Annotated in this window: 23 protein-coding genes; 12 read left to right on the top strand and 11 right to left on the bottom strand. The window is 57.8% G+C overall.

All coding sequences use genetic code 11. The annotated features are described in order from the left end of the window. Positions 1-159: 159 nt before the first annotated feature. Together ACR0J4_RS13630 and ACR0J4_RS13635 are read right to left on the bottom strand one after the other, a co-directional pair. The gene (locus ACR0J4_RS13630) at positions 160-861 is read right to left on the bottom strand and encodes a response regulator transcription factor (protein WP_170643347.1); all 702 of its coding nucleotides are present in this window, start codon (positions 859-861) and stop codon (positions 160-162) included. Beyond that, positions 861-2,726 carry a PAS-domain containing protein gene (locus tag ACR0J4_RS13635; protein ID WP_170643370.1) on the bottom strand — a complete coding sequence of 622 codons (1,866 nt, stop codon included), beginning with the start codon at positions 2,724-2,726 and terminating at the stop codon, positions 861-863. Before ACR0J4_RS13635 ends, ACR0J4_RS13630 begins: the two co-directional genes overlap by 1 nt. Positions 2,727-2,978: 252 nt before the next feature. Between ACR0J4_RS13635 and ACR0J4_RS13640 the strand changes: the two genes are divergently transcribed. The 4 genes from ACR0J4_RS13640 to ACR0J4_RS13655 are packed head-to-tail and all read left to right on the top strand — an operon-like array spanning position 2,979 to position 6,894. Then, the gene (locus ACR0J4_RS13640) at positions 2,979-4,103 is read left to right on the top strand and encodes an ABC transporter permease (RefSeq protein WP_170643346.1); all 1,125 of its coding nucleotides are present in this window, start codon (positions 2,979-2,981) and stop codon (positions 4,101-4,103) included. Between the two features lies 1 nt (position 4,104). Further along, complete coding sequence (locus ACR0J4_RS13645) at positions 4,105-4,911, top strand: ABC transporter ATP-binding protein (RefSeq protein WP_170639677.1); 807 nt, start codon at positions 4,105-4,107, stop codon at positions 4,909-4,911. A gap of 13 nt (positions 4,912-4,924) precedes the next feature. Then, complete coding sequence (locus tag ACR0J4_RS13650; protein WP_170643345.1) at positions 4,925-6,241, top strand: MlaD family protein; 1,317 nt, start codon at positions 4,925-4,927, stop codon at positions 6,239-6,241. Then, positions 6,238-6,894: an ABC-type transport auxiliary lipoprotein family protein gene (locus tag ACR0J4_RS13655; protein ID WP_170378328.1), complete on the top strand. Its 657-nt coding sequence runs from the start codon at positions 6,238-6,240 to the stop codon at positions 6,892-6,894. The genes ACR0J4_RS13650 and ACR0J4_RS13655 overlap by 4 nt, the downstream gene beginning before the upstream one ends. Before the next feature lie 3 nt (positions 6,895-6,897). Here ACR0J4_RS13655 and ACR0J4_RS13660 read toward each other — a convergent pair whose 3' ends face one another. Continuing rightward, complete coding sequence (locus ACR0J4_RS13660; protein ID WP_170643344.1) at positions 6,898-8,478, bottom strand: FMN-binding glutamate synthase family protein; 1,581 nt, start codon at positions 8,476-8,478, stop codon at positions 6,898-6,900. Positions 8,479-8,743: 265 nt separating this feature from the next. Here ACR0J4_RS13660 and ACR0J4_RS13665 point away from each other — a divergent pair, with 265 nt between their 5' ends. Both ACR0J4_RS13665 and crcB read left to right on the top strand, forming a co-directional pair. Then, the gene (locus ACR0J4_RS13665; RefSeq protein ID WP_170378332.1) at positions 8,744-9,112 is read left to right on the top strand and encodes a FluC/FEX family fluoride channel; all 369 of its coding nucleotides are present in this window, start codon (positions 8,744-8,746) and stop codon (positions 9,110-9,112) included. Then, positions 9,109-9,471 (top strand): fluoride efflux transporter CrcB, encoded by a 363-nt coding sequence (gene crcB, locus ACR0J4_RS13670; protein WP_170643343.1) that lies wholly within the window; start codon positions 9,109-9,111, stop codon positions 9,469-9,471. The genes ACR0J4_RS13665 and crcB overlap by 4 nt, the downstream gene beginning before the upstream one ends. Before the next feature lie 8 nt (positions 9,472-9,479). On the opposite strand, the gene ACR0J4_RS13675 is transcribed toward crcB, so the two are convergent. The 4 genes from ACR0J4_RS13675 to ACR0J4_RS13690 are packed head-to-tail and all read right to left on the bottom strand — an operon-like array spanning position 9,480 to position 13,474. Further along, entirely contained in the window at positions 9,480-9,806 is a 327-nt protein-coding gene (locus ACR0J4_RS13675) for a cytochrome o ubiquinol oxidase subunit IV (RefSeq protein ID WP_480526005.1), read from the bottom strand. Then, positions 9,799-10,431 (bottom strand): cytochrome c oxidase subunit 3, encoded by a 633-nt coding sequence (locus ACR0J4_RS13680; RefSeq protein WP_170643342.1) that lies wholly within the window; start codon positions 10,429-10,431, stop codon positions 9,799-9,801. Before ACR0J4_RS13680 ends, ACR0J4_RS13675 begins: the two co-directional genes overlap by 8 nt. Further along, positions 10,428-12,515 (bottom strand): cbb3-type cytochrome c oxidase subunit I, encoded by a 2,088-nt coding sequence (locus ACR0J4_RS13685; RefSeq protein WP_170643341.1) that lies wholly within the window; start codon positions 12,513-12,515, stop codon positions 10,428-10,430. The genes ACR0J4_RS13680 and ACR0J4_RS13685 overlap by 4 nt, the downstream gene beginning before the upstream one ends. After that, the gene (locus tag ACR0J4_RS13690; protein ID WP_170643340.1) at positions 12,512-13,474 is read right to left on the bottom strand and encodes a cytochrome ubiquinol oxidase subunit II family protein; all 963 of its coding nucleotides are present in this window, start codon (positions 13,472-13,474) and stop codon (positions 12,512-12,514) included. Before ACR0J4_RS13690 ends, ACR0J4_RS13685 begins: the two co-directional genes overlap by 4 nt. Before the next feature lie 152 nt (positions 13,475-13,626). Between ACR0J4_RS13690 and ACR0J4_RS13695 the strand changes: the two genes are divergently transcribed. The 4 genes from ACR0J4_RS13695 to ACR0J4_RS13710 all read left to right on the top strand — a co-directional run bounded on the left by ACR0J4_RS13695 (position 13,627) and on the right by ACR0J4_RS13710 (position 18,853). After that, positions 13,627-14,862, top strand: coding sequence for a lytic murein transglycosylase (locus ACR0J4_RS13695; RefSeq protein ID WP_170643339.1), 1,236 nt, complete (start codon positions 13,627-13,629; stop codon positions 14,860-14,862). A 404-nt stretch (positions 14,863-15,266) separates the two neighbouring features. Continuing rightward, positions 15,267-16,160 carry a UTP--glucose-1-phosphate uridylyltransferase GalU gene (gene galU / locus ACR0J4_RS13700; protein WP_170643338.1) on the top strand — a complete coding sequence of 298 codons (894 nt, stop codon included), beginning with the start codon at positions 15,267-15,269 and terminating at the stop codon, positions 16,158-16,160. Positions 16,161-16,200: 40 nt separating this feature from the next. Beyond that, positions 16,201-17,631: a mannose-1-phosphate guanylyltransferase/mannose-6-phosphate isomerase gene (locus ACR0J4_RS13705; RefSeq protein WP_170643337.1), complete on the top strand. Its 1,431-nt coding sequence runs from the start codon at positions 16,201-16,203 to the stop codon at positions 17,629-17,631. A gap of 151 nt (positions 17,632-17,782) precedes the next feature. Beyond that, positions 17,783-18,853, top strand: a complete 1,071-nt coding sequence (locus ACR0J4_RS13710) for a DUF2793 domain-containing protein (protein WP_170549513.1) — start codon at positions 17,783-17,785, stop codon at positions 18,851-18,853. Between the two features lie 32 nt (positions 18,854-18,885). Here ACR0J4_RS13710 and fcl read toward each other — a convergent pair whose 3' ends face one another. After that, positions 18,886-19,863: a GDP-L-fucose synthase gene (gene fcl, locus ACR0J4_RS13715; protein WP_170643336.1), complete on the bottom strand. Its 978-nt coding sequence runs from the start codon at positions 19,861-19,863 to the stop codon at positions 18,886-18,888. A 10-nt stretch (positions 19,864-19,873) separates the two neighbouring features. Continuing rightward, positions 19,874-20,998: a GDP-mannose 4,6-dehydratase gene (gene gmd / locus ACR0J4_RS13720; RefSeq protein ID WP_170549507.1), complete on the bottom strand. Its 1,125-nt coding sequence runs from the start codon at positions 20,996-20,998 to the stop codon at positions 19,874-19,876. A 158-nt stretch (positions 20,999-21,156) separates the two neighbouring features. Between gmd and ACR0J4_RS13725 the strand changes: the two genes are divergently transcribed. Continuing rightward, positions 21,157-22,461, top strand: coding sequence for a UDP-glucose dehydrogenase family protein (locus ACR0J4_RS13725; protein WP_170549504.1), 1,305 nt, complete (start codon positions 21,157-21,159; stop codon positions 22,459-22,461). Between the two features lie 9 nt (positions 22,462-22,470). Here the strand turns inward: ACR0J4_RS13725 and ACR0J4_RS13730 are convergent, their stop codons facing one another. Then, the gene (locus ACR0J4_RS13730) at positions 22,471-23,331 is read right to left on the bottom strand and encodes a phytanoyl-CoA dioxygenase family protein (protein WP_170643335.1); all 861 of its coding nucleotides are present in this window, start codon (positions 23,329-23,331) and stop codon (positions 22,471-22,473) included. Between the two features lie 103 nt (positions 23,332-23,434). Between ACR0J4_RS13730 and ACR0J4_RS13735 the strand changes: the two genes are divergently transcribed. Further along, complete coding sequence (locus tag ACR0J4_RS13735; RefSeq protein WP_170643334.1) at positions 23,435-24,325, top strand: LysR family transcriptional regulator; 891 nt, start codon at positions 23,435-23,437, stop codon at positions 24,323-24,325. Here ACR0J4_RS13735 and ACR0J4_RS13740 read toward each other — a convergent pair. Then, positions 24,298-25,377, bottom strand: coding sequence for a helix-turn-helix domain-containing protein (locus ACR0J4_RS13740; protein WP_170643333.1), 1,080 nt, complete (start codon positions 25,375-25,377; stop codon positions 24,298-24,300). The genes ACR0J4_RS13735 and ACR0J4_RS13740 overlap by 28 nt on opposite strands. Positions 25,378-25,482: the final 105 nt, after the last annotated feature.

Genomic DNA, 25,482 nt, shown 5'->3' on the forward strand with positions numbered 1-25,482 from the left:
TCGCCGCCCTTATCGGGCAACCGCACGGTTAAACAGAGGTGCCTTGTACCTCTGCCCCTCGGTCGTCGAGGTCGCTTTAGTTAATCAGGACAAGCCCAAGATTCCAGCCCACCCTTGCAGATATACTTGAAGCAGGGTCAAATGCGCGCACCGGGACCTTCAATGCCAGACCACATCGCCCAGGAAAATATAGCCTGCGCCATAAATCGTTTTGATCAATCGAGGGTTTTTGGGATCTTCACCCAGCTTTGTTCTGAGGCGGGAAATACGCACATCCATTGCACGATCAAAGCTCTCGCCGGCCGCGCCGCCCAGCGTTTCCTGCATCTGGGCGCGGCTAATCAGGCGTTTGGGGCTTTCGAGAAACAGCCGCAGTACTTCACCTTCTGCATGGCTGAACGCGGTTTCTGCGCCTTCTTGATCCTCAAGCACATAGCGGTCAAAATACGCAACCCAACCGTTGAAACTGGCCGTCTCCGAATGCGCCACCTGCCCCTTCGGCGCCCGCAAACGCGCCCGCACGCGCGCGACGACCTCGGCGGGGTCGAAGGGTTTGGTGATATAGTCGTCAGCGCCAAGCTCTAGCCCGGTGACCCGGTCTTGCACCTGCGCGCGTCCTGAAATGATGATGACGGCGGCGCCCTGTTCCAGCGCCAGCCGATGAACCAGCGCCAGACCATCCGTATCTGGCAGGGACAGATCGACCAGACAGACATCGGGCGTCACACGGTTCAACGCGGCCTCGAATTCTCGAGCCCGTGAAAAGCTCTGCGTTCGAAAACCTGCGTCTTGCAGGGTCTCCGTCAGAATATGGCGGATCTCGGGTTCATCATCGAGAATGGTCACCAAAGGTTGAGTCATCACGCAGCCTCGGTTCGGATCAAAGCCGAAAGTTGTTTGGGAGTGAATGGTTTGTGCAAGACGGGCGCCCGACCGATCGCGCGCTTCAACACAGGATCAGTCGATGGCAACGACGTCATCAAGATACATGGCAGCCGGGGTTTGAGACGCTCCATCAGGTCCAGCCCGGTTGCCTCCCCTTCCAACCGGATATCGGACAGGACCAGAACAATATCATCCAGTTCGCTCACCAGCGTCAATGCCTCGTCGACCGAGGTTGCCTCGATGACCGAAAACCCAAAGTCGATCAGCATGTCGCGAAACTGGAGGCGCAAGTCCTGATTGTCTTCGACTAGCAGAACCAACCCCCCGCGCATAGGGGGCGCAGGACGGTAGGGAAGCCGCAATACCACTGACGCGCCCGAGGGCGTGTTCTTCAGGCTCAGGTCGCCTCCGGCCAGTTTCACCGTGTCATAGACCATCGGCAAACCAAGACCGGACCCTTCGCTGCCTTTCGTCGTGAAAAACGGATTGAGTGCATTCTCCAACGCCTCGGGCGAGAACCCCGGCCCGGTATCAGAGACCGTAATCTCAACCCAAATCGCGCCAATTGCATGGGCGCTGATGGTGATCTGACCGTTGTTGCCGCAAGCATCACGGGCATTCAGGACTAAATTCAGCAAGGCATCCTGCACCATCCCCGGGTCCAGCATCAGGGCCTGATCCGGCAGAGTGTTGACCACCGACAGCCCCATCCCGCGCGGCAGAGAAGGTGAGGCGAGAATACGGAGGTCCTCAAGCAGCTGAAGCATATCCGTCGCCTTGGGCTGCGGCGTCCGGTTCCCCGTCATATCCGCTATCCGGTTCAAAAGCTGCCCACCACGCTGCGCAGTCTGACGGGTCGCCGCAATCAATTCATGCGCTTCATCGGAAAGGTTCATCTTATCCAGCCGTCCCTGCATCCCCAGAATGATGGTCAGCAAGTTCGAAAAATCATGTGCAAGCCCGCTGGTCATCTGCGCGGCCATCTCGCGTCGGCGGGTTTGTTGCAATGCAACGCGGGTTTGGGTTTCCTCGGTGATATCCACAGACATGATATAGACGCCACCTTCCCCATCAGGGGTAAAGGACACGCGAATGCGGCGGGAATCCTGTTCTTCCGTGAACTCGAAAACGGAAGTTTGGCCGCTATAGGCTTTTGACAGATGCGGCTCGACTCGTGAAAAGGCGTGTAGGCCTAGGGCGTCGGAGATATGCAGCCCCAGAATATCCGAAGGGCGACCCGGCAGCACCGAGCTGAGCCGCCGGTTTGAGTAATCGTAGCGCCCATCGACATCGAGATGCGCAATATGCGCGGGCATCATCTCGGTCGTCATACGCGTGCGGGCTTCGATCTCGGTCAGTTCGCGCTTGGCCTCTTCCAACGCAGCAATGGTGGCAGCAAGCTTGCGGTTGGTAGCCGAAAGCTCCTCGGTATGGCTGAGCAGTTGGTCGGAAAGCTCCTCAGATCGGGCGCGAAGCAAGTTTTCGGCGCGTTTTGTGCCTGTGATATCGGTGTAAACCGCGACCCAACCACCCTGAGGCAGCGGCGATCCCTCAACAGCGACAACCTGCCCGTTTGGGCGGACACGCTCCATGTAGTGCGGCTCAAACGCCATGGCTTGCTCGACGCGCTGCTGCACCATTTCGTCTACATCGCCCTCGGACCCGTATTCTCCGCGGGTGACCAGAAAATGGATCGTGTCCCGAAACAAAGCGCCCGGTTGCACAAGGTCGTCGGGAAGGCCGAACATCTCTTGAAAGCGCCGATTGCTGAGAACCAGACGCAATTTGTTATCATAGATCGACAGCGCCTGACCGATCAAATTCAGCCCGGCAGTCGTCATCGCTTTGATGCGCTTTTCGCTAACGGTCAAGATCGCCCTCCCTGCGGCCTATCCGTAGCATCAGATTTAGACTTGGTGTAGAGGCGAACGCCCAGCCGGTTATTTTGTCCCACAATCGGCAAGCAGGTCCGCGCCAAACAACCGTGGCGTGCTAGCTGCAAGTGTCGCAGCGGCGCAATCCCAGATTTGTAAATCCGACAACAAAGGCATACAACCATTGCAGATTCAGGCTTTTTTACATCACATACAAATATGAGCAGCCCAACCATTTCTGCCGAACGCGAAAGCGATGGCACTCGGATCCGTATTGCAGGCGAAATGCTGACGCAATCGCTTGCCCCTGTCGAGCGACCTTTTGCAGGCGTTCAGCCAGAGGGCGGGCATGTGACGCTGGATCTGTCCGATGTCGAAGCATTGGATACAAGCGGCGCGTGGCTTGTTGCGGATCTTGCCAAGCGGTTCACGACGGCTGGCGCTCAGCTGGAGTTCCGGGGTGTTCAACCGGCTCATGCCGCACTGATCGAGACCGTGTCGCAGAACATCCCCGACCATCCCGGAAAGCTTGCCCCGCCTCGCAATGCCGTGGATTGGGTTGCCAGCGTGGGTCAGAAAACAGTTGGCGCTTGGAACGACACGCTTTCGATCCTTGGGTTCCTGGGACTGACGCTGCATCGGCTTGGGCGCACGCTGGTGATGCCCTGGCGTTTGCGCCGGGCCGCCCTGTTTACACATATGGAGGAAACCGGGTTCAAGGCCCTGCCCATCGTGGCTTTAATGGGATTTTTGATCGGCGTTGTTTTGGCCTTTCAGGGGGCGACACAGCTGAAACAGTTCGGGGCCGAGATATTCGTGGTCGAGCTGATCTCGATCTCTGTTCTGCGAGAGCTTGGGATCCTTCTGACCGCAATCATCGTGGCGGGGCGGTCGGGGTCGGCCTTTACTGCCTCAATCGGGTCGATGAAGGTGCAGGAGGAAATAGACGCAATGCGCACGCTGGGTCTGGACCCGATCGAAGTGCTGGTGGTTCCGCGAGTTCTGGCCCTTTTGATCATGCTCCCAATCCTAGGCTTTGTCGCCGATATTGCTGGCTTGTTCGGCGGCGGATTGATGAGCTGGATCGACCTCGGCATCAGCCCCGGTATGTTCGTTACTCGTTTGAACGAAAGCACTGATGTTTGGCAATTGGCGGTTGGGCTGATCAAAGCGCCCTTCTTCGCGCTGGTCATCGGCGTGATCGCCTGCTGGCAGGCCATGCAGGTCAAAGGCTCGGCCCAGAGCGTGGGTCAGCGCACCACGGCCTCGGTCGTGCAGTCGATCTTCATGGTGATCGCCATCGACGCCCTGTTTTCGATCTTCTTCTCTGAGATTGGGATCTGACATGGACGGCACGGTGCAACATCAGACCACTCAGGCAGATGCGCAACGCGAGGCGGTGATCCGCGTGCGCGGGCTGCGCAATCAGTTCGGGCCGCAGGTTGTCCATGACAATCTGGATCTCGATGTCTGGCGGGGTGAGGTCTTGGGCATCGTGGGCGGCTCGGGCACCGGTAAATCGGTACTGCTGCGGACGATTGTGGGGTTGAACACGCCAGCGGCAGGCAGCATCGAGGTACTAGGCGTAGATGTCCTGAATGGACCCGAGGAAGATCGCCGCCGTATAGAACGCCACTGGGGCGTGGCGTTTCAGGATGGTGCGCTGTTTTCCTCGCTCACCGTTTTGCAGAACGTTATGGCACCGCTGCGCGAACATACTGGCCTGAGCGAAAAACTGATGGAATCTCTGGGCGCATTGAAGATCAGCCTAGTGGGTCTGCCACAGCTGAGTTGCGGCAAGTTTCCATCCGAACTTTCGGGCGGGATGCGCAAACGGGCCGCGCTGGCTCGCGCCTTGGCCATGGACCCCGAGATCGTGTTTCTAGATGAGCCCACCGCTGGTTTGGACCCAATCGGTGCCGCCGCCTATGATGAGTTGATCCGAGAGTTGCAGCAGGCATTGGGCCTGACGGTTTTTATGGTCACCCATGATTTGGACAGTCTGTATGCGATCTGCGACCGCATCGCGGTACTTGCAGAAAAACGCGTACTGGTTGAAGGTCCGATAGAAGAGATGACCAAGGTCGACCATCCTTGGGTTCAGGAATACTTCACAGGCCCCCGCGCCCGCGCGGCGCAGCAGAAGGGGTAAGGCAGGTAAGGCGATGGAAACCCGAGCGAACTATATTCTAATCGGCGCATTTACCCTTGCAGCGCTATTGGGGGCTTTTGGCTTTTTCCTATGGCTCGCCAAGTTCGAGGTGACCCGCCAATACGCCTACTATGACGTGTTGTTCGACAACGTCTCCGGTCTATCTGCTGCTGGCGGGGTGAGTTTCAACGGCCTTCCTGTCGGTCAGGTGATCTCATTAAATCTGGATGATAGCGACCCCTCGAAAGTGCGGGTGAGGATTGAGGTCGATGCAGATATCCCCGTCACAGAAGACACGATCGCCCAATTGCAGTCGCTTGGTGTCACCGGCGTCGGCTATGTCGAACTGACCGGAGGATCAACCACCGCCGCCCGCCTGCCACAAAACAGCGTGATCAAAAGCAAACGCAGTACGATTCAATCTCTGTTCGAAGGCGCGCCAAAGGTGCTCGATGAAGCGATCACTTTGTTGCAGGAGTTGAACTCAGTCGTCGATGAAAAGAACCGCAAGGCCGTCTCGGATATTCTCGAAAACCTCGCTTCCGCCACCGGGCGTCTGGACAAGACGATGTCGGATTTTGAAACCGTTTCCGGCAATATCGGCGATGCGGCCAAGGATATCGGTGAGTTCACCAAACGTCTCGACCCGCTGATCGCTGCGGCTGAAACCACGCTTCAGACCGGAAACGAGACGCTGCAATCAGTCAAAACAGCAGCGGACTCGGCGACAGGCGCGTTGGATGAAGCCAAAACAACCCTGACAACGGCAAACAGCGTCATGGCCGAAGACATCAAGCCCTTTATTCAGCGCGGCTCGGAACTGGCCGAGAACCTGACGCGGCTGTCGAATGAGGCCAGTGTCTCACTAGGTGTGATCACCGAAACTGTGGCGAATGCCAACACCACGCTGGCGTCAATCACCACCGCGATGGACTCGACCAAAGGCGTATTGGCCTCGGCCGAGCGTGCCTTTGATACGGCCAACCGGGTGATAGACGAAGACGTGGCTCCTGTGGCTGAAGACATCCGCAAAGCGGCCAATCAGGTGACCGAGACCGTCTCAAACATCACCAACAAAATCGACGAGATCTCGGACGATGTCCTCAGCGCCTCGAACTCAGCGAAAGAGCTGCTGGGTACGGTCGACAAGATCGTACAAGACAACAGCCGGCAGGTGTCGAACTTCCTACGCGTTGGCCTGCCTCAATTCGTCCGTTTTGTCGAAGAGGCGCAGCGGCTGGTCATTTCCCTCGACCGCTTGGCTGACAGAATAGAACGCGACCCGGCACGGTTCCTGCTGGGCACCCAAGCATCGGAGTTCCGTCAATGATTAGGACCCTGTTTCTGACCCTGTCTTTGACGTTGCTGGGGGCCTGCGCCGGTCTTGGTACGCTGCGACAGGCCTCAAAACCCAACAACCTGTATCTGCTGACACCTAAAAGCACATTTTCTTCTTCGCTGCCCCGGGTCCAAAAGCAGATCGTTGTGCAAGAGCCGACGGCGACGGCCGCCGTAAACACTGACCAGATCGCCATTCAGCCCACTGCGCTTCAGGTGCAATACCTGCCGCAAGCGCGCTGGGTCGATCGCGCGCCGCTGATCGTGCAGGCGCTGATGGTTGAGAGCTTTGAGAACTCAGGCAAGGTTGCTGCGGTGGGTCGATCTACGGTCGGACTGCGCGCGGACTATGTCATTCAACCGGACTTGCGTGAATTTCAGGGTCTTGTCGTATCGGAAACTGAGGATTCCACGTCGGTAAGGGTCGAGGTGCGGATGAACATCAAGATCATCGACGAGTTCGAAGACAAAATCATCGCCTCAAGCTCATTCCGCGAATATGTCGTCTCGGCCAGCGATCAAACCCCTGATCTGGTAGAGGCTTTCGACATCGCGCTCGGCAAAACCATGCGGGATGCCGTGGAGTGGAGCGTGCGTAAAATCCACTCGCACGCGGCCAACAATCCCCGACCGTCTTTGCAATAGACCCTAGAAATGCTGGGCCGACGCACGGTTCCAATCGTCGGCAAATTCGGCGGGAATAGCGTCCGACAGCAATGCGCCTTCTTCAAGGATCGTGTGCATTTGCGCGTAGGAATGCTCCCGCTCGTCGGCGGTCCGGCGCAGGATGTCACGGGGGTGAAGCTCGGCCACGGTTGATTTCCCCATTGCACCCAGCAGTTCGCGAAAGCTCTCCAAGGTGGCATCGTGGTAGCGATGTACTCGCTTTCGTTTTTGCGGCACGTTTACCGCCCTTCCCCGGATCGGGTCTTGGGTCGCCACACCGGATGGGCAGCGGTTGGTGTTGCAATGCAGCGCCTGAATACAGCCGACCGCAAACATCATGGCACGCGCGGCGTTGCACATATCAGCCCCCAGCGCGAATTTTTCGACAAGATCGTAGCCTGTGGCCACTTTGCCCGAACAGATGATGCGGATTTTGTCACGCAGGCCCACGCCTTTCAGACAGTTGTTCACGAAAATCAACGCCTCGTTCAGCGGCATGCCAAGACGGTTCGTGAACTCAACCGGAGCAGCCCCTGTGCCCCCTTCGGAGCCGTCAATGGTGATAAAATCAGGCAAGATTTCGGTCTCTAACATTGCCTTGCAGATTGCCATGAACTCTGACGGGTTACCGATGCACAGTTTGAAACCAACGGGTTTGCCACCTGACATCTCGCGCAGATGCTGGACGAATTCGAGCAGCTCGGTCGGGCCGTCAAAGGCCGAATGAACCGGCGGGGAAATGACGTCCTGATGCTCCGGCACGCCCCGAATCTCAGCAATCTCTTTGTCGACCTTGGCCGCGGGCAGTACCCCGCCATGCGAGGGTTTAGCCCCCTGAGACAGCTTGATCTCAATCGCTTTGACCACGTCCTTAGTGGCCTTTTCTGCGAACTTGTCCTTGTCAAACCCGCCGTCGGGGGTCCGACAACCGAAATAGCCGGTGCCAATCTGCCAGATAATGTCACCGCCTTCGGCCAAATGATGCGGAGACAACCCGCCCTCACCCGTGTTGTGGGCAAAACCGCCATCTTTTGCCCCACCATTCAAAGCCCGAATGGCGTTGGCGCTCAGCGCCCCGAAACTCATAGCCGAGACGTTCAGGCGCGACGCGCTATACGGCTTTTCACATTGCGGCCCGCCCAACATGATACGTTCTTCGCTTTCATCCACGTGTTTGGGGGCCAACGAATGATTGGCACGGTGGTAGCCCACGGTCGTGATGTCGTATTGGGTGCCAAAGGCCTGCGTATCGACCTGACCCTTGGCACGGGAGTAAATCAGGCTACGAACGATCCGGTTGTAGGGACGACCGCTTTCGTTAGTTTCCACGAAATACTGGCGGATTTCCGGACTGACAAACTCCAGCATGTACCGGAAATGACCCAGCACGGGATAGTTGTTCAGCACGTTATGTTTGGTGGTCAGAATGTCGTACATTCCGATCACTGCGTAAGGGATCAGAATGATCAGGAGCCAATGCGCCGGGTGCCAGACAAAGCCCAAAACCAGAACCAGAGGCAAACAGACGAAGCTGAGGAAATAATAAAGCCTGCGTACAACCATTCCTGATCTCCTTGGGTGGGTCGTTTTGGAGTGCGGCGTAAAATCCATTCAGATCAAAACCGAAAATGATAAATCAAAGTGAAACAGCTTGGCTTTTGATTGCAAGCCCTCAGACAGTTTGCAATCAAAGGAGACGCGTTTGTGAAATCGCGTTACGAGTTTGATCGATCTAATGTTTTTAGGCGCGACGCCTGACAGGCTGGCATTAAGGGCAGGCAGAGTGAACACGCAGAACTCTCAATCAGGTACACAAGGCCGCGTCTTGATGTTTCTTGCCGTTTTTGTCGGCGGCGCACTGGGTTCTCTAGTGCGGGAGTTTTTTTCAGTAGAAATCCCGAGCGCTTCGGTCCTGACTGCAACGTTCGGGATCAACGTTTTCGCCTGTTTCGCCCTTGGCTGGCTGTATTCCATTCGCCATCGGGTTCACGCGCACGTTTTGCACCTCGGAGCTGTCGGGTTTTGTGGTGGCCTGTCCACGTTCTCTTCATTCGTGGCCGAGCTTGAACGGTTGGCTGCAAACACGCTTGGGGCGGCAATGACGGCGGCCGGGTTGGAAATCGCCGTTGGCCTGGGTGCCGCAATCGCCGGTGAGGCCCTCGGGCGGCGTTTTCATGCAGGTCGGGGGTCCGCATGACGAATCTGTACCTGCATGCTCTGTTTGGCCTAGGCGGTGGTTTGGGTGCTGTGCTTCGACATTGGGTGGCGCTGCGGATCACGCATGACCTCCCTCTCTCAACCTTGATAGTGAATGTGCTTGGCAGCCTGTTGCTTGGGCTGTGGCTGGGCTATCTGGGAGGCCCCGTCGACATGGGCGAGGAGGAAATGCGATTGGTATTCGGCTTTTGCGGCGGGTTTACCACTTTTTCCAGCTTCGCCTATCAATCGCTAGAGCTGCGACGCAAGCAAACTCTGGCTCTGGCGGCAGGCAATATCGTCGTCAGCCTTGTGATGTGTTGGGGCGCGTTGTGGTTGGGTCTCGTTATAACACGCTGACGTACCGGCTACATTGCGTGCAAGTGCATTCGAACCGCAAGGTTGCCCAAAATCCAGACCGTTCCGAGAATGATGATCAACAGAACAAGGGTCGAAAACAGGATCAGATCCAGATCCTCGCGGCTGCTGCGACGACGATCTATGTGCAGGAAATAGACCAGTTGAAAGATCAGCTGCGCCAAACCCAACAGACCGATGGTCAAATACACTCCAGTCGTTTCAATACCAAACACTTGCGCAACGCCAAACATCGCAAGCGTCAAAAGCAGTGAGCCTCCGTAGCCGATGACATAGCGCCGTCGCTCGCGCCGGTGCATCTCGGAGCGTTTATCCATAGGTCAGACCTCCGAAATAGACGATTGTGATGATGCCGATCCAGATCAGGTCGAGAAAGTGCCAGAACAATGCAAGGCGCACGACGCGTGAGATGACCAGATCGGTCATTCCCATGAAGCGCAGTTGAATACCTAAAACAATCAACCAAACACAGCCTGCCGCCACGTGCAGCCCATGCAACGGCACCAGCCCGTAGAAGGCAGAAAGGAAGCCGCTGCGCTGCGGGATACCGCCTTTTTCGACCATTGCCATGAAGTCTCGGACTTCAAGAACAAGGAAGCTGATTCCCAGGAACAGCGTTACTCCGAACCACAGAATGATCTTTGACCTTGGCAGGTTGTATTTCAAAGCCAGCATGGCCAAGCCGACTGTCAGGCTGCTGGTCAAAAGGATCATGGTTTGTGCGAAGATACTTTTGAGGTCGAACAGCTCGTGCGGGCCGGGACCACCCGCCTGCGCGTCGATCATCGTGATGTAGATCGCGAACATTAGGCCGAAATAGACCAGATCGCTCATCAGGAAGACCCAGAAGCCGAAGGTAACGACTTCGGACGCTTTGTGGGCACTGGCGTGGCGTTCACCGAGGTTGATGCCGGGATAGCTATGGGTCGGGGCGCGTTTCATGTCACCGCCTCCATATCGGGTCGGGCAAGGCCTCGGTTATCCGTCGCCGTCTCGTGGTCGCGATCCACGGGGGTTTCGCTGTGAACCAGTGCAAGCCAGGCCTCGTGTTCCTTGCGGACCTCCTCGGCGGGGATGGTGATTTCGGTGCTGGTGTCGAAGGTCCAGATGATAAAGACAAGGATCATCGCACCCGTCATCAGCGCTGCCAGCCACCAGATCCACCAGACCAACGCAAACATCCAGATACCGCTGGTCACGCAAAGGATGAATCCGATCCCGGTATTGCGCGGCATATCGATATCTTCATAGGCGTCGGGGGTGGGATAGGCCGCGCCCCGCTCTTTAGCGGTGGCGAAGTCATCCCGCGCGGTCACCTGTGGGATGATGAAAAAGTTATAGGGCGGTGGCGGTGCTGGGATCGACCATTCCAACGAGCGGCCATCCCAAGGGTCGCCCACAGGAACGCGGGTTTTGTCGCGGTCGCGGATGCTGACCCAGAGCTGGACCAGAACCGATAGCAACGCGGCTGTGATGACCAATGCTCCGACCACCGCGACGATCATATAGGGGTGAAAGCTCGGATCCTCCCAACTGAACGATCGGCGTGGCATGCCCATCAGGCCGACAAAGTAAAGCGGTAGGAAGGTCAGCATGAATCCAACGGTCCAGAGCGCAACCGTCACCCTGCCCCACCCTTCGTGCAAGCGAAATCCGAACGCTTTTGGAAACCAGTAGTTATAGGCTGCGAGCAAGCCAAACAGCACGCCGGGCAGCAGAACATTGTGGAAATGCGCCACCAGAAACAGAGTGTTGTGGACTTGATAGTCAACAGTTGGATTGGCCAAGATCACTCCGCTAAGGCCGCCAATGACAAACAGCATTAGGAAAGCCAGCCCATAGAGCATTGGGACCGAAAACCGGATACGGCCCCGCCAGAGCGTTGCCATCCAGTCATAAACCTTCACTCCGGTGGGAATGGCAATCAGCATGGTCGCGATACCGAACACGGCGTTGATCAGCGCGCTTTGGCCCATGGTGAAGAAGTGATGCAGCCAGACTGTGAAGGACAGGACCGCAATCGACATGGTGGCAATCACCAGCGAGGTATAACCATAGATGCGCTTGGCCGAGAAGGTCGCGAAGACCTCGGAATAGATGCCATAGGCGGGCAGTACGAGCAGGTAGACCTCGGGGTGGCCGAACAGCCAGAACAGGTTGGCATAGTTCATCATGTTGCCGCCGAGGTCGTTGGTGAAGAAATGAAAATCCAGATAGCGATCAGTGGCCAGCAACAAGGCCGCGACCCCGAGCGGCGGCATCGCAAAAACGATGAGGATTGAGCTACAGATGATCGTCCAGCAATACATCGGCAGCCGCATGAAGGTCATTCCTGGAGCCCGCAGCTTGTAGATCGTAACGGCAAAATTGATCCCGGTCAGAGTCGTTCCTATCCCCGACACGACTATGGCCCAGATCCAGTAGTCTGGCCCGACACCCGGATTAAACGCGGCCCCGGTATATGGCGGATAAGCGGTCCATCCCCCGGTCGAGAACTCTCCGACCACCAGAGAAACCATCAGCATCATGCCCGCCGAGACCGTCAGCCCAAGGCTGATCTGGTTCATCACCGGAAAGGCGACATCCCGCGCGCCGATCATCAGTGGAATGACGTAGTTCGCGATGCCAAAGACAAAGGGCACAGCGACAAAGAAAATCATGATCGTGCCGTGGGTGCTGAAGAGTTCGGCAAAATGCTCGGCCTCAAGGAAACCGTCGCCCGGCCCGGCCGCCTGCTGGGCGCGCATGACAACGCCTTCCAGCACACCGCGGGCCAGCATGACGATGGCAAAGACGATGTACATGATGCCGATTTTCTTGTGATCGGCACTGGTCAGCCAGTCGCGCCACAGCGGCCCCCACAGCCTAAACCAGGACAGCAGAAAGACAACGGCAGCCGCTCCGACTATGACTACGGCGGCGGCGGCATTGGCGACGATCTCATTTGCGTTGGGGTTCTGGATCAGTCCGGCAATGGGAAACGCGTCCCAACTGAGGCGGCCGAAGAAACCGGTGTCTGATGTCATTGGCCGACCCCCTGCCCATATGATGTCGTGCCCGGTTGCTGATCGTGCGGCAGGGCTTGGCCAGAGTGATAGCGATGCAAGATCGACTGAAACAAATCGCCGTCATCCAAGCGGAAATACAAGGCGTTTTCAGGCATATCTGAGGTTCCGAGGGCCTGCTGCACCTCATCCCGGTCCGAGCGCATGGCGACAGTCTTATACGTCGCCGCATCCAACACGATGCCGTTCTGGCGCACAGTTTCGACCCAAGCGTCAAATTCCTCCGCCGATAAGGCAAGCGTTTCGAACTTCTGTTTCGTGAAGCCGCGCCCGTTATATTGCGTATTCTCGCCCTGCATCTGTTCGGGTTGATCCGCGACCAGATGCAGCTGAGTGGTCATACCTGGCATTGCGTAAATCTGCCCGGCCAAGGCAGGGATCATGAAAGATTGCATGACCGTGTCCGTTGTCAGGGTCAGAGCGATTTGCTGTTTGACTGGAATACCCATCTCACCCACGGTCGCGATCCCCAGATCGGGATAGATGAACAACCATTTCCAATCGAGGCCAACGACCTGAACCTGAACGGCGGGTTCATCCCCAAAGGGAGCCGCGTAAGGGTCCAGACGATGGGTCGCTTTCCACAAGTAGACCGACAAAATCGTGACGATCACCACCGGAACGCCCCACATCACCATCTCGAGCTGGGGCGAGAAGTCCCAGTCTGGCCTATAAGCAGCTGTACTGCCCTTCCGACGACGATATCGCAGCGCAATAAGCGGAACCAAAACAAGAACAGGCACAACAGCGATCAAAATCAACCACGTTGCCCGCAAAAGATGTGCCTTCTGCACTGCCGCGATCGGCCCCTGAGGGTCCATGAAGCTGTCACTGGCACCTGCGGTCCGGGCCGACGATACCACTACCACAAGGGCCATCAGCATCGCCGCCGATATGAGGGCCGTTCTGACCTTGGTCATAGGCGACTGTCCTCTTTCGCATCCGTTTCAGTGCAACTATCGACAAAGGCAAGAGATTTCTCAAGGCTTTTGATCGCAGCCTTCAAGCTGGCGCCAATGGTGCTCTGGTTTAGGTTGACTTGCAGGCATCGTCGGGACACAGCTTGGCTAAGATGCGTATTCTCATTTTGATTTTTTGCCTTGCCGTCCAACCCCTGGCGGCCAACGCGCAAGATCGCGCCAAGGTTGAGCGCCAGTTTCAAAACTGGTTGCAGGAAACGGTGTGGCCGCAAGCCCGTGCCAAAGGCGTTTCGCGCCAGACCATGACACAGGCTCTGTCCGGCGTGACATTGAAATGGGACCTTCCCGATCTGGTGCCGCCGGGCAGCCCGCCGCAGTCATCAAAGCCACAATCCCAGGCCGAATTCGGAGCACCGGCGCGCTATTTCAAAGCAGGCTCTTTGCAGGGCGCGACTGCTCAGGGGCGCAAAATGGCCAAACGGCACGCCGCGGTGCTTGCCCGTGTCGAGGCCGAAACCGGCGTTCCAGCCCGCATCATCCTCGGCATCTGGGGACGTGAAAGCGGCTATGGTCAAGTGGCGATCCCTCACAACGCGTTTCAGGTCCTCGCGACAAAGGGATTCATGAGCTCCCGCTCGCAATATTTCACAGCCGAGTTGCTGGCCGCCTTGCAAATCGCAGAAGCAGGGCATTTGAACGGTCGTGAGATGAAAAGCAGCTGGGCCGGAGCGCTGGGGCAGCCGCAGTTCATGCCCTCGAGTTTTCTGACCTACGCCGTGGACGGAGATGGCGATTCCAGCGCAGATATCTGGCAATCCGAAGAGGACACGATCGCCTCGATCGCCAACTACTTGTCGAAGCATGGCTGGATTTCGGGCCGTGATTGGGGATTTGAGGTTTTTGTGCCTGATACAGTCAGCTGTGCATTGGAGGGTCCTGATCAGGGTCGCAAGATCGAGGAATGGACCTCGATGGGGATCACGCGCGCTTCGGGCCGTCCATTTCCAGCGCATGAACTGCCTGCCCAAGGGTTCCTAATGATGCCCGCAGGTCGAACCGGACCGGCGTTTTTGGTGACCGAGAATTTCTATGTCCTGAAAGAATACAACAAGAGCGATCTATACGCCCTGTTCGTGGGTCATGTCGGGGATCGGATTGCATTCGGTGTCGGAGACTTCACGGCGCGCTGGGGTCGGGTTGACACACTATACCGATCAGAAATTGCAGCGATGCAAAGAGGGTTGGAACACCTTGGCCATGATGTCGGCGGTGCAGATGGGCTGCCAGGTTTCAAAACGCGGCGCTCAATCGGGCGCTGGCAGAAAACGCAAGGTCGGGCCGAGACGTGTTTCCCTAACAATGCGCTTGTCTCTGAACTTGGGCAGTAACCATCCTCAGTCTAAGTCAACAATGTTTATTGTTCATCACTATCGTTGCTTTTTTAAGGTCAATTGACAGGCTTGCCCAAATTAGCTTGATGCACGGTCTTTCCATTGTCCGGACGTATCGCACAGGCTTGGCGCGGCTGTTTAGAATCAACCCGTTATGGATACATCGCCAAGAACGCGATACTGGAGCGCTTCAACGAAGCGACCTCGCGGCTTGAGATGCCAGCCCAAGCAACCAGAAACTGGCAACATAACTGTCTTTTGACTTGCGGTTCCCGCCATGGCACGATCTGACCGATTTAAGCTCAGGCCCTTCGGGTAATATTGAATGATCTGGCCCCAAAGCCTAAGAGGAATAACCCGATTGGTTTCGACCACGAGGGGCAACTAGATTGAGAGGCACTATGACACGCAAGGTCACCAAGGCGATTTTCCCCGTAGCAGGACTTGGAACACGCTTTTTGCCCGCGACGAAATCCGTCCCGAAAGAGATCATGACGCTGGTTGACCGCCCTCTGGTCCAGTACGCCATCGACGAGGCCCGCGCTGCTGGGATCACCGAGTTCATATTTGTCACGTCGCGCGGAAAATCCGCGCTTGAGGATTATTTCGACCATAACCTTGTTCTGGAACAAGAGCTTAAAGCCAAAGGCAAGGACAAGCTGCTGGATACGCTCAATGCGACAAACATGGAAAGCGGCGCCATCGCCTATATCCGCCAGCACAAGGCGCTTGGGCTTGGCCACGCTGTCTGGTGCGCGCGCCGCCTGATCGGGGATGAGCCTTTCGCCGTCATGCTGCCCGATGACGTTATCGCCGCCGACAAGCCCTGTTTGCAGCAGATGATCGAAGCGTATGAAGAAACCGGCGGCAATATGGTTGCCGCGATGGAGGTTCCGCCCGAACAGACCAGCTCCTACGGGGTGTTGGATGTGGGCGACAATGTGGGCACGGTCGTGCGTACGCGCGGCATGGTCGAAAAACCCAAGCCCGAGGATGCGCCCTCAAACCTCGCCGTAATCGGACGCTATGTGCTTGGGCCGTCAGTTCTGTATAATTTGAACCAAAAGAAGAAGGGCAGCGGCGGAGAGATACAGCTGACCGACGCCATCGCCGAAGATATCCGCAACGGTGTTCCTGTCTTTGGGTACAAATTTGACGGTCAACGCTTTGATTGCGGATCTAAAGCTGGGTTCCTGCAAGCAACCGTCGCATTTGCCTTGGCCCGCGATGATCTGCGCGATGACCTGAGCGCGTATCTGCACGACCTTGTCTCGGCTGAGAAAGCCGCCCAGTAAACGGGCGATAAGACACACAAATGAAAGACGCTGCGCGATCATGACAACCGTATATCCAGTAATTCTATGCGGGGGGTCTGGAACCCGTTTGTGGCCGCTCTCCCGGAAAAGCTATCCCAAGCAGTTTGTACCCTTACTGGGCGAAAACAGCCTATTGCAGGATTGCGCCCTCAGAATGCGTGGGCCTGAAGCTGCGCCTTACGCCAAACCTGTCATCCTCACGAATGAGGCGTTTCGCTTCGTTGTGCCAGAGCAATTGACCGAGATCGGCATAGACCCTGGCCCGGTTCTGATCGAACCCGAAGGACGCAACACCGCGCCCGCCGTTCTGGCCGCAGCCTTGTTCCTGAATGAAATCGACCCGGATGCGGTTATGTTGGTGGCCCCCTCTGACCACGTCGTCCCCGATTCCAGCGCCTTTCACGACGCAGTCATCGAAGGTTTACGCGCGATTGCCGAGCGTGGTGATCTGCTGACCTTCGGCATCACTCCGGATCGGCCGGAAACCGGCTATGGCTACCTGAAACTGAGCCAAACGCCCGAAACCCGCGCGGTCCCTCTGGATCGGTTCGTTGAAAAGCCCGATCTCGAAACTGCCCAATCCATGCTGGCCGATGGCAGCTATCTGTGGAACTCGGGCATCTTTCTGTTTGCCGTTCGCGACATCATCGCAGCATTCGAACAGCACGCTCCTGCCCTGATGAGCCCTGTCAAAAACGCTGTCGAAAACGCCAAAAGTGACCTTGGTTTCCTCAGACTGGATGCCGAGGCGTGGTTTGAGGTCGAAGATATCTCGATCGACTATGCCGTGATGGAGAAAGCGGACAACCTGAGCGTGGTGCCCTATGCGGCCGGGTGGTCGGATGTAGGCAGTTGGTCCGCGGTGCAAGAGTTGACCCATCCCGACGCAGATGGCGTCGCGACCTCTGGTGAAGTCACGGCAATTGACTGTCAAAACGTGCTGGTCCGCTCGGAATCTCCGGCGCAGGAGGTTGTAGCGCTGGGTTTGCAGGACGTGATTGCCGTTGCCATGCCCGACGCGGTTCTGGTCGCCAGCATGGATAAGGCGCAGGACGTCAAAAAGGCCGTGACCGCGCTGAAGGCCAAAGGTGCGAAACAGGCCGAATCCCTGCCCGTGGATCACCGCCCTTGGGGCTGGTTCGAAAGCCTGGTGATCGGGGACCGGTTTCAGGTCAAGCGCATCCACGTCCATCCCGGCGCGGCGCTCAGCCTGCAGTCGCATCACCATCGGTCCGAACACTGGATCGTGGTGGAAGGTACCGCAAAGGTCACAATCGACGAAGAAGAGCGTCTGGTTTCCGAAAACCAGTCTGTCTACATTCCTTTGGGTGCGGTCCATCGGATGGAAAACCCCGGCAAGGTGCCCATGGTGCTGATCGAGGTCCAGACAGGCACGTATCTGGGTGAGGATGACATCATCCGCTATGAGGACATCTATTCACGCAGTTAAACTGTTTGAATTCAGTTTTTTACACGAGATTCAGGTGAAAAGGTAAACAGAAACACCTCCGGGCGTTCGCTTCGGTCAGACAGAATTCACGCGTCCTGCGGCAGGGTGGCGCGCAACGAAATGTCGGACCGACAGCCTAAGGAGGACGCCCGTGTCTCAGACCTCACCCCGATTGAACCTGCCGTTTCTGCAACCGTCTCAGGCGCAGAAACATGTCACCCACAACGAAGCCCTGCGCCAGTTGGACCTCGTTGTGCAGCTGAGCGTTGTGTCGACCAGCAGCACAAATCCACCCGTCGCCCCGGAAAAGGGAGAGATTCATGGGCTGGGCTCGAACCCGACTGGAGATTGGGACGGTCATGCGGGTGAATTGGCCGCCTGGATTGATACTGCTTGGCACTTCCTGCTCCCGCAGACAGGCTGGCGAGCCTGGGATCAGGCCGATGGACAGGTGAAACTGTGGGATGGCAACGCGTGGGTCAACCCTCCGGTTGAGACGTCTAACTTGCCCGGTGTGGGTGTGGCGACAGGCTATGACAGCACCAACCGTCTATCCGTTCGCGGCCCTGCAACGCTGCTGAGCCATGAGGGCGGAGGCCATCAGCTGAAGATCAACAAATCCGGCTCTGGCGAAACCGCGTCGTTGCTGTTTCAGTCCAACTGGACGGGTCATGCCGAGATGGGGCTGTCGGGGAGCACCGGGTTCTCGATCAAGGTGTCACCGGACGGCGGCAGTTGGACAGACGCCCTGCGCCTTGATCCCACAACGGGTATCGCCAGCGGCGCAGCCGTTCAAAACAGCCCAACGGATACCACTAACGGACGTTTAATGCGGGCCGACTATGGGTACGGGCCGGGCAATCTGCTGGGATCGGTGTCGGAAAACGCGGGCTCTCCGACGGGTGCAGTGATCGAACGTGGCAGCACCGCAACGGGCGACTATGTCCGATTCGCCGATGGCACTCAGATTTGCACCACGACCCTGACCGCCACAGGTTGCACCACCAGTGACGGCGCTCTGTTTGCCAGTACTACCGAGACCTGGGCCTTCCCGGTCGCCTTTGCGGCGCCTCCGTCTGTCAGCGGCAGCGGTGGCGGCGCGGGACGGTTCGTCGGGGTCGACGAACCTTCGACCAGCCAAGTCGTTTGCAAGGTTCTTTCCACCACATCAGATACCACAGCCCGCGCGCCATCTCTGACCGCGATTGGACGTTGGTTCTGAGGGAATTGGCCCGGACCTTGGGGTTCGGGCCTCTATTTCGCGCGAAGATCGCCCTGAGATTGTTCAAGAAACCAGGCGTAGGTTTCGCGAATACCGTCCTCAAGCCCGATCGAGGCCGTCCATCCCATATCCGCCAGACGTGACACATCCATCAACTTGCGCAGGGTCCCATCGGGTTTTGAGGTATCCTGCGTGATCCGCCCCTTGAAGCCCGTGACCTGCGCCACCAGCGCCGCAAGCTCGGCAATCGAGATGTCTGACCCGCACCCGACGTTGATATGGCTGAGCATCGGCTGAGTGTTGGCCTCGTAAACGCCACGCGGCAGGTCCAGGACGAACAAAGACGCCTCGGCCATGTCATCCACGTGCAGGAATTCACGACGGGGTTTGCCGGTGCCCCAGATCACGACCTCATCCACTCCATCCCGCTGCGCTTCGTGGAAACGGCGGATCAAGGCGGGCAGCACATGGCTGTTTTCGGGATGGAAATTGTCGCCCGGCCCATAGAGGTTGGTCGGCATGACCGAGCGATAGTCAACACCGTGCTGCCGGTTGTAGCTTTCGCACAGCTTGATCCCGGCGATCTTGGCCACCGCGTAGGGTTCGTTGGTAGGTTCCAAAACACCTGTCAGCAGGGCGTCTTCGCGCATCGGTTGCTCCGCCGCGCGCGGGTAGATACACGAGCTGCCAAGCTGGAGCAGGTGTTTGACTCCGGCCTCAAACGCCTGATGGATTACGTTGCATTCGATCATCAGGTTTTTGTAAATGAAATCAGCCGGGTAGGCATTGTTGGCATGAATACCACCGACTTTGGCCGCAGCCAACACAACCACATCGGGCTTCTCGGCCTGCATAAAGGCGCGCACCGCAGCTTGATCGGTTAAATCCAGTTCGGAATGCGTGCGGGTGAGGAGGCTCAGGGCCTCGCCTGCGGCCTGCCGGTCCTGCAATTTGCGCAGGATGGCACCCCCGACCATGCCGCGGTGCCCTGCTACGTAGATTTTGCGCATGGTTGGGTCCTCAGCCGTTTTCCAAGCTCACGGGCATCTCGTAGCCGTGTTGCTTGAGCAATGCATGGCGCTGCGCTGTTTTGAGATCTTCGCGCACCATCTCTTCGCACATTTCTTGTACCGTTAACTCGGGCACCCAGCCCAGTTTCTGCTTGGCTTTGGACGGATCACCCAGCAGGGTCTCCACCTCAGCCGGGCGGAAGTAACGGGGGTTGATCCGCATCACCACATCTCCGGGCTTCAGCGCCGGAGCGTTGTCGCCTTCGACCGCCTTGACGATCGCAATCTCATCAACGCCTTCGCCGGTGAATTCCAGCGTCACGCCCAGCTCAGCGGCGGACCATTCGATGAACTGACGCACGGAATACTGCACCCCGGTGGCGATCACGAAGTCCTCGGGCGCGTCCTGCTGCAGCATCAGCCACTGCATGCGGACATAATCCTTGGCATGGCCCCAGTCCCGCAGGCTGTCGATATTGCCCATATGCAGGCAATCTTCGAGGCCCTGCGCAATATTCGCCAGACCACGCGTGATCTTACGGGTCACAAAGGTCTCGCCCCGGCGCGGGCTTTCGTGATTGAACAGGATACCGTTGCAGGCATACATCCCGTAGGCCTCACGATAATTCACCGTAATCCAGTAGGAATAAAGCTTGGCCACAGCATAGGGCGAGCGCGGGTGGAACGGCGTGGTCTCGCGTTGAGGTGTTTCCTGCACCAGCCCATAAAGCTCGGACGTGGAGGCCTGATAGAAGCGGCACTTCTCCTCCAGCCCCAGAAACCGGATCGCCTCGAGCAGGCGCAGCGTCCCAATCGCATCCACATCAGCCGTGTATTCGGGGGACTCGAAGCTAACCGCCACATGCGATTGGGCCCCAAGGTTATAGACCTCATCAGGCTGAACCTGCTGGATAATACGCGTCAGGTTGGACGTGTCGCTCAGATCACCATAGTGCAGATGCAGCTTGGGGTTCGGCTCGTGCGGATCCTGATAGATATGGTCGATCCGCTGCGTGTTGAACGACGAGGCACGCCGCTTGATCCCATGCACCTCATAGCCTTTTTCCAACAGGAACTCGGCCAGATACGATCCGTCCTGACCGGTAATGCCTGTGATCAATGCCTTTTTGGTCATAGCTGTGCCTCGTTTCCACAATTGCGTCCGTTTGAAGTCTCAAAAACAGTAAGAGCGTATGGAATGCAACCCAAGGCGACAATCTGGCATTGCACCTGACCACGATTTCTTTGATTGTGCAGGCGCATTTCGGCCTAGACAAAAAGAGGAATTCGAGCTTGCGTATTGCGATGATCGGCACCGGCTATGTGGGTTTGGTGTCAGGAGTGTGTTTTTCGGACTTCGGCCATGATGTGATCTGCGTGGACAAGTCTGAGCAAAAAATCCAGATGCTGCAAGCCGGTGAGGTTCCGATTTATGAGCCGGGGCTGGACACCCTCATGGCCAAGAATGTAGCTGCCGGGCGGCTTAGTTTCACGACCAACCTGCAAGAAGCCGTAGACGGAGCGGATGCGGTTTTCATCGCCGTCGGCACACCGACGCGACGCGGGGACGGTCACGCGGATCTGACCTATGTGATGGCTGCCGCCGAAGAGATCGCCAACGCGCTGACCGGCTATGCGGTGATTGTGACAAAATCCACAGTGCCCGTCGGCACCAATCGCAAGGTGCAGCAGGTCGTCAGTGCTGCAAATCCGAATGCGCAGTTCGATGTGGCCTCGAACCCGGAATTCCTGCGCGAAGGGGCCGCGATTGACGACTTCATGCGCCCTGACCGGGTTGTTGTGGGCGTGGAAAACGACGGCGCTGCCGAGGTGATGGCCGAAATCTACCGTCCGCTTTATCTGCGAGATTTCCCGATCCTGACCACCGATCTGGAAAGCGCCGAGATGATCAAATACGCAGCAAACGCCTTCCTCGCGACCAAGATCACCTTCATCAACGAGATCGCCGGCCTTTGCGAGAAAGTGGGCGCCGACGTCAAGGAGGTGTCGCGAGGGATCGGGTTTGACGGCCGGATTGGCAACAAATTCCTGCATGCGGGGCCCGGCTATGGCGGTTCGTGCTTTCCCAAGGATACCGCCGCTCTGGCCCGGATCGGTCAGGAACACGCGTATCCGATGCAGATTACCGAGACCGTGATCCGCGTCAATGACGGTGTGAAAAAGCGAATGATCGACAAGATCCGCGACGCCTGCGATGACAGCTTCAACCGCAAGACAGTGACCGTGCTGGGCGTGACGTTCAAACCCAACACCGACGATATGCGCGATGCCCCGTCCCTGACCATTATTCCGGCCCTGATCGGCGGTGGGGCCAAAGTTCGCGTGGTCGACCCGCAAGGCCGCGCTGAGGGAGAGGCGCTGCTGCCCGGCGTGGATTGGTGTGATGACCCATACGCGGCGGCCAAAGATGCCGACGTCGTTGTTCTTCTGACCGAATGGAACGAGTTTCGCGCCCTGAACCTAACCGAACTTGGCGGCGCGATGAAGACGCCGCGCATGGTGGATCTGCGCAACGTCTACTCTCAGGACAGTGTCGAAAAAGCGGGTTTTGAAACCTATGTGGGGGTCGGGCGTTAACCGCCCGTCTTACCCTGAATAGAGAGGAACCGACCCGTCTGCCCCTTCCGCCAGTGCTTTGCTCTGATCCCGCCGTACTTGCTCATACGTTGCTAATGCATCGGATGAGAACAATTCTGTAGGTGCTTGAACCGGCACGAAATTGCTGTGTTTGTCCGAGCCCCTTGCCAGAAGCGCATAGTCCCGATCCGCCACCAATTGTTGCGCGCCTGGGCTGAGATAGCGGATGGCCAGTCCGATCCGCCGGTCCTCGGACTGGTTCGGCCCTGAACCATGGATCGTCAGCCCGTGATGCAGCGACATCTGACCGGGCGCGAGCTCGATATGGGTCTTGTCGGTCTCGGCAACCTCGACAGCCACCTCTTGCCCGCGGGACAACAGGTTCGTTTCCGAATATGTATCGGTATGCGGCAAGATCGGGTTCTTGTGGCTGGCGCGCACGAAATCCATACACCCGCTACGCTCTGTCGCGGAGGACAGAGCGATCCAGGCCGTGACCTGATCCGGCGTTTCCCCCATGCCCCAATAGGTCAAATCTTGATGCATACCTACCGTTTGAACTGTGTTTGCCTCCTTGATGAAAAACTCGGCCGACCAGATCATGATATCAGGGCCCAGAACGCCCTCGATCACATCCAGAACGCGTGGATCCTGCGCGATCCGCGTCGCCAGTGGCATGACCAGATGCGCATTGACCCTTTTGTAGGTGTTCAAAGGCAAGGGCAGATCCGCATCCAGCCAGTCGCTCTCAATCTGTTCCAACTCGGTCCGGAAACCAGCAGCCTCGGCTTCGGAAAAGACGGAGAGGGGAAAGAGATAGCCATCCTCCCAATACTGGTTGAATTGTTGTTGCGTTAACGTTGTCGCCATGGGGTCACCTATTCGCTCTATGCGCAAAGGGTATCCGCGAGGAGACACGGGTCAAAACCAAACCTCTTGCCTGTCAGGGTAAGTCTAACTTAGCCTGCGCTACATGTTGCCTCGCATCCCATCCCTCAACTGGCTACGCGTGTTCGAAGCAGCCGCACGCACGGAGAGCTTTTCCCGCGCAGCATCGCAGCTGAACATGTCGCCAGCCGCCGTCAGCCAACAGATAAAGGCGCTTGAGACCCGGCTGGGCACGCCTCTGTTTCACCGCCATGCCCATGCAGTCACGCTGACGGAAGCAGGACGTGCCTATCTGCCCTCAGTCCAGCAATCGCTGCTGATGCTGGAAACAGCCACCACCGGGTTGTTCGGTGAGACGCGGGAACAGAGGCTATACGTTCAGTCGGTTTTGTTGTTTGCCCATGGTGTTTTAGCTAAAGGCCTCCCCGCGTTTCAGACCGCGCAGCCTCAGATCAGTCTTTCGCTGACCACCGGCAATGCGAATTCGGATTTCATCAATCAGTTCACAGATCTACAGATCGTGTTTGGCAATCCCGCGCTGTTTGGCACTGAAGGAGATGAACTGTTGCACGAGGTTCTGTTTCCCGTCGCTCCGCCTGAGGTTGCTGCACAGATCCGTACCCCGCAGGACCTACTGCAATTCACCCTGATCGAAGTATCGACCCACCGTGCCAGCTGGCTCTATTGGTTCGAAGCGCTGCGTCTGCCGGCAGGGCAGGCCCGGTTCTTCTTTGCTGACAACTCGATCATGGCGGCCGAGCTGTCCGCCAGCGGGCTTGGGGTCGCACTGGCCCGCGCGCCCGCATCCGACCGTATTATGGAGGGCTCAGGACTGGTGCCTTGCCTACCCGACCTGCAGGTCAGCGGGCAAGAGGCCTATCACCTGATCTATCCCTCTCGTACAGATTTGCGCCGGCCGGCCCGCCTGTTTCGCGACTGGCTGCTGGACTACAGCGCCGCCGTCCAAACGCGGTAACGCCCCTGACCGGTGACTTCGCGGACCAAACCGCGGCGGGTAAAGCGATCGATGTTGCGCTGTACTGCAGCGCGCGAGGCCTGGGTCAGTTCTTCGGCAAGCGGGGCGGATACCATGGGCCAGGCCCGCAGAGCGTCAATCAGCAAAGGCGGCGTTCGACCGCTGAGGTCGGTTGTTGCCTCCTTCGCCCGCGCCTCCCACGCATTGATCCGGTCCAGATGCAATAAAGCCGCGAGCGCAGCCTGTCCGGCCCCCAGAATCCAGGCAGACAGTTTTTCCTGGGGTGTCCCGACACCACGCAGCGCGCCCGGCCCGGACAGGGCTAACGGCATGAAAAGCGCCCCGCCCCGCCCCATCGAAGCCGCATGCCGCGCGGCAATGACAGCCGCTTCCGTATCCTGACCGGGGCCTTGAGAGACAGCACGCCATGCATGAAAGGCAATCGCGGCTTGCGTGACGGGGTGCAGCTCCTCGACACTGCGCATCACGTCCGACAGGTCTGCAATGGCCTCCGGCACCTCTTCGATCCCTTGCGCCATCCGGTCCAGAAAGGCGGTCAGCCCGGCCTCCCAGCCATCATGGGAAGGTGCCGCACCTGATGACAGGCGGCGCACCGCCCAACCTGCCCGATACAGGGACTGCACATCATCACCGGTCGCGCCGATCCGCAGACTCGTCCAAAGCGCCAAACGTTCGACACTGATCCGGTCACCGGTCCACCAGCCCAGATCGGATACATCCAGCAAGGCCAGACGATGGGTCCACCCTTCCGGCCCCGCCCGCAGCCGCTCATCCAGCGCGCCAAAGGTCACCGCCAAATCCGCAAGCTCATACGACAACCCGGATTGCGCGGCCTGCCACTCTCTGGGATCGAACAATTGCCGCTGATCTGCCCGAGGACCTGGGGTAAGGAAATCATCCTGTGGCGCGTCTTCCTCTGGCGGGAGAAACCACAGATCCTCCTCATCCTCGGGGTCACCATCATAGATGCTGCGCGGCCCGAGAGCTTCGGCCTCATCATCAGGTTCGGATGTGACAGGTTTGGGCTTCATACCCGCATTCTTCGGCTATTTCCGACCACTCACAAGGGGTTTTCCATTTGGATCACTAGCTTTCCCGACTTGTATTGGAAAATTCGACCAAATGGGCGCGCAACC

It is taken from the genome of Ruegeria sp. B10 (genome assembly GCF_056539825.1).

Bases quoted from the DNA above. Each gene is read 5' to 3' on its own strand.
- ACR0J4_RS13630 (WP_170643347.1), bottom strand. From the start codon at position 861: ATGACTCAACCTTTGGTGACCATTCTCGATGATGAACCCGAGATCCGC.
- ACR0J4_RS13635 (WP_170643370.1), bottom strand. From the start codon at position 2,726: ATGACGACTGCCGGGCTGAATTTGATCGGTCAGGCGCTGTCGATCTAT.
- ACR0J4_RS13640 (WP_170643346.1), top strand. From the start codon at position 2,979: ATGAGCAGCCCAACCATTTCTGCCGAACGCGAAAGCGATGGCACTCGG.
- ACR0J4_RS13645 (WP_170639677.1), top strand. From the start codon at position 4,105: ATGGACGGCACGGTGCAACATCAGACCACTCAGGCAGATGCGCAACGC.
- ACR0J4_RS13650 (WP_170643345.1), top strand. From the start codon at position 4,925: ATGGAAACCCGAGCGAACTATATTCTAATCGGCGCATTTACCCTTGCA.
- ACR0J4_RS13655 (WP_170378328.1), top strand. From the start codon at position 6,238: ATGATTAGGACCCTGTTTCTGACCCTGTCTTTGACGTTGCTGGGGGCC.
- ACR0J4_RS13660 (WP_170643344.1), bottom strand. From the start codon at position 8,478: ATGGTTGTACGCAGGCTTTATTATTTCCTCAGCTTCGTCTGTTTGCCT.
- ACR0J4_RS13665 (WP_170378332.1), top strand. From the start codon at position 8,744: ATGTTTCTTGCCGTTTTTGTCGGCGGCGCACTGGGTTCTCTAGTGCGG.
- crcB (WP_170643343.1), top strand. From the start codon at position 9,109: ATGACGAATCTGTACCTGCATGCTCTGTTTGGCCTAGGCGGTGGTTTG.
- ACR0J4_RS13675 (WP_480526005.1), bottom strand. From the start codon at position 9,806: ATGGATAAACGCTCCGAGATGCACCGGCGCGAGCGACGGCGCTATGTC.
- ACR0J4_RS13680 (WP_170643342.1), bottom strand. From the start codon at position 10,431: ATGAAACGCGCCCCGACCCATAGCTATCCCGGCATCAACCTCGGTGAA.
- ACR0J4_RS13685 (WP_170643341.1), bottom strand. From the start codon at position 12,515: ATGACATCAGACACCGGTTTCTTCGGCCGCCTCAGTTGGGACGCGTTT.
- ACR0J4_RS13690 (WP_170643340.1), bottom strand. From the start codon at position 13,474: ATGACCAAGGTCAGAACGGCCCTCATATCGGCGGCGATGCTGATGGCC.
- ACR0J4_RS13695 (WP_170643339.1), top strand. From the start codon at position 13,627: ATGCGTATTCTCATTTTGATTTTTTGCCTTGCCGTCCAACCCCTGGCG.
- galU (WP_170643338.1), top strand. From the start codon at position 15,267: ATGACACGCAAGGTCACCAAGGCGATTTTCCCCGTAGCAGGACTTGGA.
- ACR0J4_RS13705 (WP_170643337.1), top strand. From the start codon at position 16,201: ATGACAACCGTATATCCAGTAATTCTATGCGGGGGGTCTGGAACCCGT.
- fcl (WP_170643336.1), bottom strand. From the start codon at position 19,863: ATGCGCAAAATCTACGTAGCAGGGCACCGCGGCATGGTCGGGGGTGCC.
- gmd (WP_170549507.1), bottom strand. From the start codon at position 20,998: ATGACCAAAAAGGCATTGATCACAGGCATTACCGGTCAGGACGGATCG.
- ACR0J4_RS13730 (WP_170643335.1), bottom strand. From the start codon at position 23,331: ATGGCGACAACGTTAACGCAACAACAATTCAACCAGTATTGGGAGGAT.
- ACR0J4_RS13735 (WP_170643334.1), top strand. From the start codon at position 23,435: ATGTTGCCTCGCATCCCATCCCTCAACTGGCTACGCGTGTTCGAAGCA.
- ACR0J4_RS13740 (WP_170643333.1), bottom strand. From the start codon at position 25,377: ATGAAGCCCAAACCTGTCACATCCGAACCTGATGATGAGGCCGAAGCT.